Source organism: Streptomyces sp. GL_148 (assembly GCF_057834205.1).
On the sequence record NZ_CM174396.1, the window covers coordinates 7,729,178 to 7,741,770 of the forward strand.

Below are 12,593 nucleotides of genomic sequence, written 5' to 3' on the forward strand. Positions count from 1 at the left end.
CATGGTCTGGCGGATGAAGTTGAGGTCTCCGGGCAGGTCTCTTGATCTTGGGTTCCCATCCCATGTGGAGCAGGGTGTGGTCAGGTCTGGTCGGACGAATGCTGACCCTTTGCTGACTCTACTGACGAGTAGTTAGATTTCTGGAGCGCATGTTCGGGGACGCCGGCCGGCGTGGGGCGTCACGGCGAGGCGCCTGGTCCTGGACTCTCGGACTGCCTCGGACTGCCTCGGACGGCTCTGGGCGAGCTCTCGTCCGAGGCTGCAGCCGGCTGGCGGACTGTCGCGCAGGCCAGCGCGGGCATGTTGTGGACAGTCAACAACGCGCGGTGTTGAAGCCGCCGTTGCCGAAGGAGTCGTAGTGTCGCTGTTCAGCAACATCCGTCAGGCGGTGCGCCGTAGTTACGGGCGTGCCGTGGACCTCAGCCACCCGGGGCGGTCGCCGCTGGGCAGTGCGGTCGTGAACTGTGTGGTCTACGTCGACGGCGTACGGCAGCACGGTGGCTGTGAGGCGGAAGAGGCCCTGCAGCGGGTCCGTAAGTCGGGGGACGGATTCGTCTGGATCGGTCTGCACGAGCCGGACCAGGAGGAGTTCGCCGGCCTCGCCGAGTTGTTCGGCCTTCACCCGCTCGCGATCGAGGACGCGGTCCACGCGCATCAGCGGCCCAAGGTGGAGCGGTACGACGACACGCTGTTCGCGGTCTTCAAGACCGTGCGCTACGTCGAGCATGCGGAGCTGACGGCCACCAGTGAGGTGGTGGACACCGGCGAGCTGATGGCCTTCGTCGGCGCGGATTTCGTGATCACGATCCGCCACGGCGGGCACGGCTCTCTGGGCCCGCTGCGGGAGGTTCTCGAAGCCACGCCGGAGCAGCTGGCCAAGGGGCCGGCCGCGGTCCTGCACGCCATAGCGGACCATGTCGTAGACGACTACCTGGCCGTCACGGACGCGGTACAGAGTGATATCGATGCCGTGGAGTCCGCCGTTTTCAGCGATCACAGCGGTCGGGGCGACGCGGGCAGGATCTATCAGCTCAAGCGGGAGCTGCTGGAACTGAAGCGGGCCGCGGCGCCCCTGGACCGGCCGCTGCAGCAGCTGGCCACGCGGCCCATGCCCGTCATCGAGCCGGACATCCGCGCCTACTTCCGCGACGTGGCCGACCACCTGACACGGGCCACCGAGCAGATCGCCTCCTACGACGCGCTGCTCGAATCCATCCTCCAGGCCCACCTCGCGCAGGTGACCGTCGCCCAGAACGAGGACATGCGCAAGATCACGGCCTGGGCCGCGATCATCGCCGTGCCGACCATGGTCTGCGGGGTCTACGGCATGAACTTCGACCACATGCCCGAACTGCGCTGGACCTACGGCTATCCCATGGTCCTCGGAGTCATCACCGTCTCCTGTTTCGTCATCCACCGGGGTTTCCGCCGCAACGGCTGGCTCTGACCCGCTCTCGCCGGGCGACCGGCACTGCGGGAACCTACTCGGTGAGGTGGATCCAGATCACGATGAGCGCGATCCAGGACCCGATCGCGGCGACGAACAGCTTCGGAAGGTGCTTGCGCACAGCCGGTCTCCCTCCCCATTCAGAGCCAGTCCCGGCGCTTGAAGACCATGTACAGGCCGACGCACCCCACACCCATCGGCGCCAGGGCGAACGGGTAGCCGGCGGCCCACTTGAGCTCGGGCATCGTCTCGAAGTTCATGCCATAGATCGTCCCTACCAGGGTAGGGGCGAAGAGGATGGCCGCCCACGAGGAGATCTTCTTGAAGTCGTCACCTGGATGCCGCTGACCTGCGGAAATTCCCTACCCGGGCGGTCTGACCTGCAGCGATCGACCTTTCCGAGCCTTTCGCCCTGCTCGCCGTATATGCAGCCGATTCCCCCCAGCCGCCCCCCAGCGAGGCCTCATTCCCCCCCAGATTCCCCCCCAGCGGACAACGTCTCGCCAAGAGGAGCCCTGCAGGTCGGGGGTCGTCCAACGTCGCTCACGACAGGCTACTCAGGGGAGTGGCAAGGCGGGCTGGAGGAGCTCGGCGAGCAACAACTGGTTCGTACGTACCGGCGCCGCCGTTGCGCGTGTCCGGGGCCGGTCCGCGGCCTGTCAGGCAGAGTGCGCTGGATCAGTCATGGCTGCGAGTGGCGAGGCTGTTGAGCAGGGCAGCGCCGCGTTCTGCGTCGTCGACGCTCACGGCGAACTCCGGTCCTTTGCGGGGCCGGATGACCAGGCACTCCCCGGCCCGCAGCATGACGGTGGTCCCGAGACCGCTGAGCCGGTAGCCCCAGCCGCCGACCTCGGCGGGGGTACGGGTCTCCGCGCGGGCCGCGGCGATGTCGTGGACGGCCCAGCGGCGCACTGGCCATCCGAGGGGGCCGAAGGCCACCTCCAGGCCGGTCTGCGTCACCCGGGCCTGTACGGCGGAGCAGCCCAGGGTCAGGACGGAGACGAGCGCGAAGGGGGCGATCAGTGCCCACTGCGGGCCGGTCAGGCCGACCGCCCCCGCCAGTGCGGCGGCCGCGGCGATCACGCCGGCGAGTGCGGCGGTCAGGCGGAGCCAGCGGTTCGTGGTGCGGGAGAGCCAGGCGAGGCGTTCCCCGTCGGGTATGGGCATAGTGGGCAGGGCCCCGGCCGGGCGGCCCGCATCGGCGGCCGTGCGCCGCCCTGTCAACCGTCCGAGCAGGCCGGCCGTGAGCGCGGCCGCCGCTGTGATCGCGAGCCCCGCACCTACTGATCCGGCATCCCGCCAGTCGGCACGGTCCAGGTTGGCGCGCACGATCGCCGCCTGGGCTCCGACGAGGACGACCCCGCCGGACAGCAGCGTGACTCCGGCCCACGGCCCGGCGGCCTGCCGACTCCCGGGCCGGCCGGTGAGGGCGAGGGTGAGGGCGAGTACGAGAACCGCCCAGATCAGTGCCGGGAACACGACGGCCGCCCACAGGGGCATCGAGCCGTCCGGGTTGCTGCCGCTCCAGTGGGTGGCCAGCCGCTGCGGCAGCCGGTCGGCGGCGGCCACCGGAAGTCCGACCAGCGCGAACAGCACCCCCACGGCCCAGGTGGCGGCTCCCCAACGGGACCCGCTCCTCAGCTTCTCCGTCCGGTCGGTCACGACAGCTCCTTGATCATCTCGATGAGATCGCTTCTGCTGTAGCCCAGGCGGGCCGCGTCGGCGACCAGTTCGCGTGCTCTTTCGAGCAGTTGAGACCGTCGGCCGGCGGCTGCGGCGACCGTGACCCCGCGTCCGCGCCGGAATTCCAGCACCCCTTCGTCCCGCAGGGTGCGCAGCCCGCGCAGGACCGTGTTGGTGTTCAGGTCCAGGGCCTTCGCCAGTTCGCGGGCAGGCGGCAGTCGGTCCCCGGGAGCGCACTCGCCCTCGGAGACGGCCCGCCGGATCGCCCCTGCGACCTGCTCGTGGAGGGGGCGGCTGTCTGCGGTGTCCAGTCTGAGCAGCATGGTGCTAATGAAGCTAGCACCATTCATGTTCTGTGAGGAGGCGTCGATGGCTCTGCAGGGGCAACTCCCTTGTGGAACGGTTGTTTTCAGCTGCCTCCTGACGAGTTACTGACGTATCTTTAACGCCAGGTGTGCCGGGAAGCCTGGTCGGCAGTCAGATACGCATGGGCCCGTCCATGCGCTTGGCTCTCGCCGAGAGGCATCCCCCTATGACCGCCATGCAGCAACCTGCTGTGCCTGTCCCCGCCGGCCGCCGCGGCCCACGCCGCTCCATCCTCTTCTTCGCGTTCGCCTTCGCCGTCATCGCCGACCCCGTCTCCTCGGTCGCGTACGCCATCGAGGCAGCCCTGCGCGCCCTGCACGGCGACCTCGCGCTGCTGCTGCCGACGATGGCCCTGGTCGTAGGGCTGGTCGTGGTGGTCACCGCGAACTACTGGCAGCTCGTACGCCGCTTCCCCCAGGGCGGGGGAGCGGCCGCTGCCGCCGGGCGGGCCTTCGGTCCGCGGTGGACGTTCGTACCGATCGGCGCCCTGGTCGTCGACTTCGTGCTGACCATCGGGATCTCCATCGCGGCCGCCGCCAGTGCCGTGATCGCGCTGTTCCCGGGCCTGGCTCCACTCCGGATCCCCCTCGCGCTACTCCTGCTCCTGGTCGTCGCGGGGCTCACCTGGTTCGGGCACGGCGGACGGCTGCTCTTCGCCGTGATGACCGTGCTGTTCGTCCTCGTCTGCGTCGCCGTACTCGTCCAGGGCTTCGTTTCGCCGCACGCGGCCGGTACGGCCCCCGCCTCCACCGACCCGGGCCGCTCGGCCGCTCTGGCCGTGGTCCTGGCCTTCCCCGTCGCCATGGCCCTGGCCACCGGGATCGAGGCCCCCTCCACGGCGATCGCCCAGCTCGGCCAGCTCGACGACACCCACCGCCGCCGTTTCGGGCGCGGCACGCTCGCCCTGCTCCTGGTCATCGTCGGCGGTCTGACCCTGGGCCTGACCGCGCTGGCCGTTCGCCTGCACATCGGCATCCCCGGTGAGGACTCCACCCAGATCGCCGACATCGCCCGGGCCGCCGCCGGATCCGGATGGCTCTACGGCGCCTTCCAGCTCACCAGCGCCCTCCTGCTGCTCGCCGCCGCCAGCTCCTCCTTCCAGGCCGGCCCCGGCCTGCTCAAGGCGCTGGCAGGCACCGCCGTCCGTCCCGGCGTACTGCCCACCGTCCTCGGCCGGACCAACCGCCACCACACCCCGTACTGGTCCGCCGTCGTCTACCTCGCGGCGGCCGCCCTGATCATCGTGGCCGCCGCGGGGGAGGAGCAGGAACTCGTCCTCTTCTACGCGGTCGCGGTCTTCGTCAGCTTCCTGGTCGGCCTGCTGGCCATGACCCGCTTCGCCCGTACGGAGCGCAAGACGGCCCTCGCCTGGGTCAACGGCCTCGCGGCCGCGGCCGTGGCCTTCACCCTCCTCGTGAACCTGCTCCGCGGCTGGCCCGTACTCTCCCTGGCCGCCACGCTGCTCATCGCGGGCGCGCTCTACCTGCGCTGGGCCCGGGCCGGCCGCCCCTCGGGCATCGAGGACGTCGAGGCCCGAGCCGAAGCCGACTGACGCGAAGGCAGCGGCCGCCTCAGCCCTTCGGCGCCGCCTCCTCGCGGACGGGTTCGCCGCGGCGGTAGGCGCCGGGGGCGCGGGCCGCCGGGTGGTCGGCGCGGGTGGAGGAGGTCAGCTGCCAGGGGACGCTGGTGACCATGACGCCCGGGGTGAAGAGCAGCCGACTCTTGAGCCACAGCGCTGACTGGTTGTGGAGGAGGTTCTCCCACCAGTGGCCGACGACGTACTCGGGGATGAACACGCTGACGATGTCCCGCGGGCTGTCCCGGCGGATGTCGCGTACGTACTCGACCACGGGGCGGGTGATCTCCCGGTACGGGGAGTCGATGACCTTCAGCGGGGTCTCGATCTCATACGCGTCCCACTGCCGCTGGAGCGCGCCGGCGGATTCGCGGTCGACGGCGACCGTAAGTGCCTCCAGCCGGTCCGCGCGCATGGCGCGGGCGTACGCCAGGGCGCGCAGGGTCGGCTTGTGGATGGTGGAGACGAGCACGATGGCGATGACCCGGGGCGGCGGGGCCATCTCGGCGCGCGGGTCGGTGACGGCGAGCTCGGCCGCGGTGCGGTCGTAGTGGTGGCGGATGCCGCGCATCATCACCCACAGGACCAGGGCCGCGAGTACGGCGAGCCAGGCGCCCTGCGTGAACTTCGTGGCCAGGACGATGACCAGGACCAGGCCGGTCACGCAGGCGCCGAGCCCGTTGATGGACCGCGTGACCATGTGGCGGCGGCGCACGGTTGGGTCGGTTTCGGTGCGCAGTTCTCGGTTCCAGTGCCGGACCATGCCCAGCTGGGAGAGGGTGAAGGAGGTGAACACGCCCAGGATGTAGAGGTGGATGAGGCTGGTGACGTTCGCCTTGTAGCCCCAGAGCAGGAGTCCGGCGACCACGGCCAGGGCGATGATGCCGTTGGAGAAGGCGAGCCGGTCGCCGCGGTTGTGCAGCTGGCGCGGCAGGTAGCGGTGCTGGGCGAGGATCGAGGTGAGCAGCGGGAAGCCGTTGTACGCCGTGTTGGCGGCCAGGATCAGGATGAGCGCGGTGGCGGCCTGGATGAAGTAGAAGCCGACGCTGTCCGAGCCGCCGAAGACGGAGGCCGCGAGCTGGGCGATGACGGTCCGCTGGGCGTACCCCGCGCAGTCGGCGAGCCCGGTCAGGCGGCAGGGGTCGTCGACGATGTGCACCTTGGCGATCAGGGCCAGGGCGGTGACGCCCACGAACATGGTGATAGCGATGATGCCCATGGCCGCCATGGTCTTGGCGGCGTTGGCGGCCTTGGGCCTGCGGAAGGCCGGCACGCCGTTGGAGATGGCCTCGACACCCGTCAGCGCCGTACAGCCGCTGGAGAATGCCCGGAGTACGAGCATGAGCATCGCGAAGCCCGCCAGGTTCGCGTCGGCCGGCTCGGGCTCGATTCCGTACGCCGCACTCTCCGCGACCGGCGCGTCGCCGATCAGGTACCGGAACAGCCCCGTCGCGACCATGATCAGCACGCCGCCGATGAACAGGTATGTCGGGGTGGCGAACGCCCGGCCGGACTCCTTGACGCCGCGCAGGTTCATCGCGGTCAGCAGCGCGACGAAGCCGAGGGCGAGGAGCACACGATGCTCGGCCAGGCTCGGCAGCGCGGAGATGATGTTGTCCACGCCGGAGGCGACCGACACGGCCACGGTCATGACGTAGTCGACCATCAGCGAGGCGGCCACCACCAGGCCGGCCGACGGTCCGAGATTGGTCGAGGCGACCTCGTACGAGCCGCCTCCGCTCGGGTACGCGCGCACGACCTGCTGGTAGGAGAGCACCACGACCGTCATCAGGCAGACGACCGCGAGCGCGATCCACGGGGTGAAGTGCAGATAGGCCAGTCCGCCCAGGGTGAGGACGAGCAGGATCTCCTGGGTGGCGTACGCCACCGAGGAGAGCGGGTCGGAGGCGAAGATGGGCAGGGCGAGGCGCTTGGGCAGCAGGGTCTCGCCCAGCTCCTCGCTGCGCATGGCCCGGCCGATCACGAGGCGCTTGAGCAGACCGGTCACGTTGAGCACGGCGCGAGCGTATGCAGGGGCGGCCGTCAGCGCGTGCCGGGCGCGTTCAGGAGGCGTCAGGAGTCCCGGATCAGGGGTGGATGGCCGGGCAAATGGCGGCGGAGGCGTGCGACGAAGACGGTTCAGTCGAGCCCGGAGATCTTGAAGACGGTTTGGGCGGCGGCACGGTCGATTCGTTCGGCCAGCTGGCGCAGTGCGGTTGCCCCGCACAGCAGGGTGCCCCGTTCGACGGAGCTGCGGGTGTCCGTGTCGAGCCGGTGCCACAGGGCGGGGTTGCGGACGAGGACGTCCGGGTCGATCTCGACTCGGCGGCCGTGGGCATCCCGCAGGATCATCCGCTGGGCCACCCCGTCGGACAAGCGGACCGAGACGAGGGCATCTGTCCGGACCCTGTGTTCGACAAGCAGCCCGCGTACGGTCAGCAGACCAGGCCGAGCGGAGACTCGCGGCGGTAACAAGATGGCGAAGAGGGTGCAGGCCAGCCCGGTCCAGAGCGCGGTGCGGGGGGTGTCGAGACGGCCGGCCACGGCGTCCATCACGAGCAGTGCGGCGAGCAGCAGGGCGGCGGCGCCGATCGCCGTGCGCCTTGCACCGGCCCAATCCATGTCGTGCACCACCGGACCGGCGGGCCCCGCGAGCTCGGCGCGTGCACCGGTCGCGGACAGCGTGAAACGTCGTCCCATGGGTGTGACGTTAGAGCGGGCGGGCCCTTAGGATCCGGATCCTGACGGACTTCTGACGCGGTGGCGCGATTCCTGACGGCGTCCTGACGGCAGGGAGTCCAGCCGATGGCGAGCCCGGCGATCACAAGTGCGGACCGCCAGGGGCAGTCCGGCCGGAACCTATCAGTCGCCGGGAATCCCAAGCACGTCACATTCGGCGAATTCACCGTGGTCAACGTGCCGCTGCGCATGGAACACCAGCCCGGGGAGTTCCGCGTGACCTTCCACACGGACGGAAGCATCGCTGGACTGCTGTTCCTTGAGGCAGGAGTGCCGATCTCTGTCGTCAGTTCAGCCCGCGGCACGTTCCGGTAGAGCTGCCGCGGAGCGGCGGCCGTGCCGGTGGGTGGCGATGCCCAGCAGCAGGCAGCCGGTGACGGCGAGGACCCCCGCGGCTGCCGTACAGGTGAGGGTTACGTCGGGGGAAGCATCGGCAAGGCGAGGGACCGCGTTGAGCGGGGCCACGGAGTAGATCGCCAGCACACACCAGCCGCGCGGGCGTACCGGTGCGAGTCGACCGCGCAGGCGGGGCGGTATCCGGTCGGCGGCCATGGCCATGCCGACGGGCAGCAGCGTGACGGAGAAGAGGACGAGGCCGGTCAACTGCCAGTTCATGGCTGGAGAACTCCGAATTGTCGTGAGGGCGGACAGGCGGGCACGGCGGCTACGTGGTGGCGGCAGCCGGGAGGTTGGGGAGAGTTGGAGGGCCACCTCCCGCTATGGGGAGGGTGATGACCATGGTCAGGCCGCCGCCGGGCGTGTCTTCGGCGGTGAGGGTGCCGCCGATGGCCTCGGTGAAGCCGCGGGCGACGGCGAGACCCAGTCCGACTCCGGCACCGCGCGGGGCGTCGCCGTGGCGCTGGAAGGGTTCGAAGATCCGGCCCTTTGCCTCGTCGGGGACGCCGGGGCCGCGGTCGACGACACGCAGTTCGACGCGGCTGGCGAGGGCGCTGGCGGAGACGTTGACCGGCTGCCCCTCTGGGCTGTACTTGACGGCGTTCTCGACGATGTTGGCGACGGCCCGTTCCAGCAGACCGCGGTCTACGGCGATCATCGGTAGGGTCTCGGGGATGTCCAGGACGACGCTGTCCTCCGGTACGCCTCCCAGTGCCATCGGGACGACCTCGTCGAGGTCCGTCTCGCGGATCAGGGGGACGACGGTGCCGGTGTTGAGGCGGGACATGTCGAGGAGATTCCCGATCAGCGCGGCCAGGCGGTCGGCGCCGTCCTCGATGCCTTCGAGGAGCTCGGCCTTGTCCTCCTCGGACCATTCCACGTCGTCGGAGCGCAGGGAGCTGACCGAGGCCTTGATGCCGGCGAGCGGGGTGCGCAGGTCGTGGCTGACGGCAGCCAGCAGCGCGGTACGGATCCGGTTGGCTTCGGCGAGCCCGCGGGACTTCTCGGCCTGGTCGACCAGGCGCTGGCGGTCGAGCACGACGGCGGCCTGGGCGGCGAAGGCGCCGAGGACCCGGCGGTCCTCGGCCGGGAGCACCCGGCCGGTCAGGGCGAGGGCCATGTTGTCGCCGATGGGCAGGTCGACGTCAGCGTCCTCGGGGCGGCTGACGGCGCCGGTGCCGACCGATGCGGCGTTGGTCCAGGGGTCGACTTCGCTGGTGCGCTCCAGGAGGACGACCGACTTCATCGAGAAGGTCTCGCGCAGCCGCTCCAGGAGGGCGTCGAGGGAGTTCTCGCCGCGCAGGACGCTGCCCGCGAGGAAGGAGAGGATCTCCGACTCGGCGCGCAGCCGGGCGGCCTGGTGGGTGCGCCGGGCGGCCAGGTCGACCACGGAGGCCACCGACACGGCCACCCCCACGAAGATCGCGATGGCGACGATGTTCTTGGGGTCGGAGATGGTGAACTCGTGCAGGGGCGGGGTGAAGAAGTAGTTCAGGAGCAGGGAGCCGAAGGCCGCCGAGGCCAGCGCGGGGAGCAGCCCGCCCAGCAGCGCCGCCGCCACCGTGAAGGTGAGGAAGAGCAGCATGTCGTTGGCCAGCCCAATGTCGGGGACGACCTGGTTCAGTAGCACGGTCAGGAGCGCGGGTCCGGCCACACCGGCCAGCCAGCCCCAGATGATGCGCGAGCGCCCCAGCCGTGCCCCTCGGGCGACCGGGAGCCCGCGGCCCTTGGCGGCCTCGTCGTGGGTGACGATGTGGACGTCGAGGTCGGGTCCCGATTCGCGGGCGACTGTGGCGCTGACACCGGGGCTGAAGACGGACTGCCAGGATCGGCGGCGGCTGACGCCGAGGACGATCTGGGTGGCGTTGCATCCGCGGGCGAACTCCAGGAGCGCGTCGGAGACGTTGTCGCCTATGACGTGGTGGAAGGTTCCGCCGAGGTCCTCCACCAGGGTCCGCTGGACGGCGAGTTCCTTGGGGGAGGCGGACGTCAGTCCGTCGCTGGCGGCGATGTAGACGGCCAGGACTTCGCCACCGGAGCCCTTCTCCGCGAGGCGGGCGGCGCGGCGGATGAGCGTACGGCCTTCCGGGCCGCCGGTGAGGCCGACGACGATGCGTTCGCGGGCTTGCCAGGTGGTGCGGATGTTGTGCTCGCCCCGGTACTCCTGGAGGTACTCGTCGACCCGGTCGGCGACCCAGAGCAGGGCGAGCTCGCGCAGGGCGGTGAGGTTGCCGGGGCGGAAGTAGTTGGACAGGGCCGCGTCGACCTTGTCGGGCTTGTAGACGTTGCCGTGGGCCATGCGCCGTCGCAGGGCCTGCGGGGACATGTCGACCAGCTCGATCTGGTCGGCGCGCCGGGCGACTTCGTCGGGGACCGTCTCGCGCTGGCGGACCCCGGTGATCGTCTCGACCACGTCGCCCAGCGATTCGAGGTGCTGGATGTTGACGGTGGAGACGACGTCGATGCCGGCCTGGAGGAGCTCCTCGACGTCCTGCCAGCGCTTGGCGTTGCGCGAGCCCGGCACATTGGTGTGCGCGAGCTCGTCCACCAGCGCGACGGCGGGGCGCCGGGCGAGGATCGCGTCGACGTCCATCTCGGTGAAGGTGGTGCCCCGGTACTCGATTTTGCGCCGCTCGATGAGTTCGAGGCCGTGCAGCATGACCTCGGTGCGCGGGCGGTGGTGGTGCTCGACGAAGCCGACGACGCAGTCGGTGCCCCGCTCGGTCCGGCGGTGCGCCTCGGAGAGCATCGCGTACGTCTTGCCGACGCCCGGCGCGGCGCCGAGGTAGATGCGGAGCTTGCCGCGTCCCATGTTCCGTCTCTTCTTCTGTGTGCTGGGGATTGGGCGGGTGATCAGGGTTCGAAGCGGTATCCCATGCCCGGCTCGGTGATCAGATAGCGCGGGTGCGAGGGATCCGCCTCCAGTTTGCGCCGTAGTTGGGCCATGTAGACCCGCAGGTAGTTGGTGTTCTCCCCGTACGTCGGTCCCCAGACCTCCAGCAGCAGCTGACTCTGGGAGATCAGCCGGCCCGGGTGGGTGATGAGGATCTCCAGCAGGTGCCATTCGGTCGGGGTCAGCCGTACGGTGCGCTCGCCCCGGTGCACCTTCTTCGCGATCAGATCGATGCTGAACTCGTCGGTCGTGACGACGGAGACCTCCGCCGACTGGGAGGACTCGGGTGACTCCTGTCTGCGGGTGGATGCTCTCAGCCGGGCCAGGAGCTCGTCCATGCTGAACGGTTTCGTCACGTAGTCGTCCGCGCCGGCGTCCAGCGCCCGGATCTTGTCCTCCGAGGTGTGACGGGCGGAGAGGACCAGGATGGGGACCTTGCTCCAGCCGCGGACGCCCTTGATGACTTCGATGCCGTCCATGTCGGGGAGTCCGAGGTCGAGCACTATGACGTCCGGCTTGTGGGCGGCGGCGAGTCGCAGGGCCGTGCCGCCGTCAGCGGCTTCCTCCACCTCGAACTTGCGCGCCTGGAGATTGATCTTCAGCGCGCGGACGAGCTGAGGATCGTCCTCCACCACCAGCACCCGGGTCATCGGTGTGCAGCCTTTCCTTCGTTGCGGACACGGCAGGAAGCCGGCGGGGCGCTGGGCCCCTCCCAGCGGTAGCTGGGGGAGCTTCGGCGCCCCGCCGGCTTCGTTACCGTGCGATGTGGAACATCAGCTCTTGGACAGCGCCTTCAAGGCGATGTTGAGCTCGAGGACATTGACGCGGGGTTCGCCCATGAATCCGAGCGTCCGGCCCTCGGTATGGTCGGCGACGAGCTTTTCGACCTGCTTGACGTCGAGCTTGTTCTGCTCGGCGACGCGGTGGATCTGGAGCTTGGCGTACTCGGGGGAGATGGCCGGGTCCAGGCCGGAGCCGGAGGAGGTGACGGCGTCGGCCGGCACGTCCTCGGGCTTGACCTTGTAGGAGGCCGTGGAGTTGTCCGTGATGACGGCGTCCTTGGCGGCGATGACCTGGGCGCAGAGGGTGCCTTCCTCCGCCTGGTCGCTGCACTTGCCGTCGACGGCCCCGTTGTCGGCGGAGCGGTTGGTGGCGCCGGAGAGGATCAGCGAGTACTGGGTGTTGATGCTGTTGGCGCCGAGGCCGTTGGAGGGGCGCGGCTGGAACCACTTGAGGTCCGGCTTTGCGGCTTCCTTGGCGTCGTTCGGGTCGTTCTTCGGCAGGTTGTAGGTCTGGCCGATGAGGGAGGAGCCGACGACCTGGCCGCTCTCGTCCTTGATTTCGGAGCCGTTGGCGTTGTCGTTGAAGACTGCCTGGGCGATGCCGGTGACGGCGAGGGGGTAGATGACCCCGCAGATCACGGTCAGGACGAGGAGAGCGCGCAGGCCCGCGCCGATCAGGCGGAAGGTGCTGGATACGGAACTGTTCATGGC

11 protein-coding genes and 1 pseudogene are annotated in these 12,593 nt (G+C 69.8%); 3 read left to right on the forward strand and 9 right to left on the reverse strand.

Features of this window, described 5'->3' with window-relative positions; translation table 11 throughout:
- The first annotated feature begins 358 nt into the window (after window positions 1-358).
- Entirely contained in the window at window positions 359-1,447 is a 1,089-nt protein-coding gene (locus AC3IYI_RS34940) for a magnesium and cobalt transport protein CorA (RefSeq protein ID WP_489407439.1), read from the forward strand.
- Between the two features lie 140 nt (window positions 1,448-1,587).
- Here AC3IYI_RS34940 and AC3IYI_RS34945 read toward each other — a convergent pair.
- The 3 genes and pseudogenes from AC3IYI_RS34945 to AC3IYI_RS34955 form a co-directional block, all read right to left on the reverse strand.
- Window positions 1,588-1,779 (reverse strand): annotated as a pseudogene (locus AC3IYI_RS34945) (CorA family divalent cation transporter); the annotation flags it as partial.
- 346 nt (window positions 1,780-2,125) lie between these two features.
- Window positions 2,126-3,109: a DUF1648 domain-containing protein gene (locus AC3IYI_RS34950; RefSeq protein ID WP_489407440.1), complete on the reverse strand. Its 984-nt coding sequence runs from the start codon at window positions 3,107-3,109 to the stop codon at window positions 2,126-2,128.
- Window positions 3,106-3,453: a GntR family transcriptional regulator gene (locus AC3IYI_RS34955; protein WP_489407441.1), complete on the reverse strand. Its 348-nt coding sequence runs from the start codon at window positions 3,451-3,453 to the stop codon at window positions 3,106-3,108. Before AC3IYI_RS34955 ends, AC3IYI_RS34950 begins: the two co-directional genes overlap by 4 nt.
- A gap of 233 nt (window positions 3,454-3,686) precedes the next feature.
- Here AC3IYI_RS34955 and AC3IYI_RS34960 point away from each other — a divergent pair, with 233 nt between their 5' ends.
- Entirely contained in the window at window positions 3,687-5,048 is a 1,362-nt protein-coding gene (locus AC3IYI_RS34960; RefSeq protein WP_489407442.1) for an APC family permease, read from the forward strand.
- Window positions 5,049-5,067: 19 nt separating this feature from the next.
- On the opposite strand, the gene AC3IYI_RS34965 is transcribed toward AC3IYI_RS34960, so the two are convergent.
- Window positions 5,068-7,041, reverse strand: coding sequence for an APC family permease (locus AC3IYI_RS34965; protein ID WP_489411785.1), 1,974 nt, complete (start codon window positions 7,039-7,041; stop codon window positions 5,068-5,070).
- Window positions 7,042-7,211: 170 nt separating this feature from the next.
- The gene (locus AC3IYI_RS34970) at window positions 7,212-7,772 is read right to left on the reverse strand and encodes a hypothetical protein (RefSeq protein WP_489407443.1); all 561 of its coding nucleotides are present in this window, start codon (window positions 7,770-7,772) and stop codon (window positions 7,212-7,214) included.
- Window positions 7,773-7,877: 105 nt separating this feature from the next.
- Here AC3IYI_RS34970 and AC3IYI_RS34975 point away from each other — a divergent pair, with 105 nt between their 5' ends.
- Window positions 7,878-8,126, forward strand: a complete 249-nt coding sequence (locus AC3IYI_RS34975) for a hypothetical protein (protein ID WP_489407444.1) — start codon at window positions 7,878-7,880, stop codon at window positions 8,124-8,126.
- Here AC3IYI_RS34975 and AC3IYI_RS34980 read toward each other — a convergent pair.
- The 4 genes from AC3IYI_RS34980 to AC3IYI_RS34995 all read right to left on the reverse strand — a co-directional run bounded on the left by AC3IYI_RS34980 (window position 8,103) and on the right by AC3IYI_RS34995 (window position 12,590).
- Window positions 8,103-8,426: a hypothetical protein gene (locus tag AC3IYI_RS34980; protein ID WP_489407445.1), complete on the reverse strand. Its 324-nt coding sequence runs from the start codon at window positions 8,424-8,426 to the stop codon at window positions 8,103-8,105. The genes AC3IYI_RS34975 and AC3IYI_RS34980 overlap by 24 nt on opposite strands.
- Window positions 8,427-8,475: 49 nt before the next feature.
- A complete protein-coding gene (locus AC3IYI_RS34985; protein WP_489407446.1) occupies window positions 8,476-11,019 on the reverse strand; it encodes a DUF4118 domain-containing protein in 2,544 nt (847 codons plus the stop codon).
- Window positions 11,020-11,060: 41 nt separating this feature from the next.
- On the reverse strand, window positions 11,061-11,750 hold the full coding sequence (locus AC3IYI_RS34990) for a response regulator (RefSeq protein WP_489407447.1): 690 nt from the start codon (window positions 11,748-11,750) through the stop codon (window positions 11,061-11,063).
- Window positions 11,751-11,873: 123 nt separating this feature from the next.
- Window positions 11,874-12,590, reverse strand: coding sequence for a potassium-transporting ATPase subunit C (locus AC3IYI_RS34995; RefSeq protein ID WP_489407448.1), 717 nt, complete (start codon window positions 12,588-12,590; stop codon window positions 11,874-11,876).
- Between the last annotated feature and the right edge of the window lie 3 nt (window positions 12,591-12,593).

What these genes read in the sequence shown, in the direction of transcription:
- AC3IYI_RS34955 (WP_489407441.1), bottom strand. Translation starts at nt 3,453, where the DNA reads ATGCTGCTCAGACTGGACACCGCAGACAGCCGCCCCCTCCACGAGCAG.
- AC3IYI_RS34965 (WP_489411785.1), bottom strand. Translation starts at nt 7,041, where the DNA reads ATGCGCAGCGAGGAGCTGGGCGAGACCCTGCTGCCCAAGCGCCTCGCC.
- AC3IYI_RS34970 (WP_489407443.1), bottom strand. Translation starts at nt 7,772, where the DNA reads ATGGGACGACGTTTCACGCTGTCCGCGACCGGTGCACGCGCCGAGCTC.
- AC3IYI_RS34975 (WP_489407444.1), top strand. Translation starts at nt 7,878, where the DNA reads ATGGCGAGCCCGGCGATCACAAGTGCGGACCGCCAGGGGCAGTCCGGC.
- AC3IYI_RS34980 (WP_489407445.1), bottom strand. Translation starts at nt 8,426, where the DNA reads ATGAACTGGCAGTTGACCGGCCTCGTCCTCTTCTCCGTCACGCTGCTG.
- AC3IYI_RS34985 (WP_489407446.1), bottom strand. Translation starts at nt 11,019, where the DNA reads ATGGGACGCGGCAAGCTCCGCATCTACCTCGGCGCCGCGCCGGGCGTC.
- AC3IYI_RS34990 (WP_489407447.1), bottom strand. Translation starts at nt 11,750, where the DNA reads ATGACCCGGGTGCTGGTGGTGGAGGACGATCCTCAGCTCGTCCGCGCG.
- AC3IYI_RS34995 (WP_489407448.1), bottom strand. Translation starts at nt 12,590, where the DNA reads ATGAACAGTTCCGTATCCAGCACCTTCCGCCTGATCGGCGCGGGCCTG.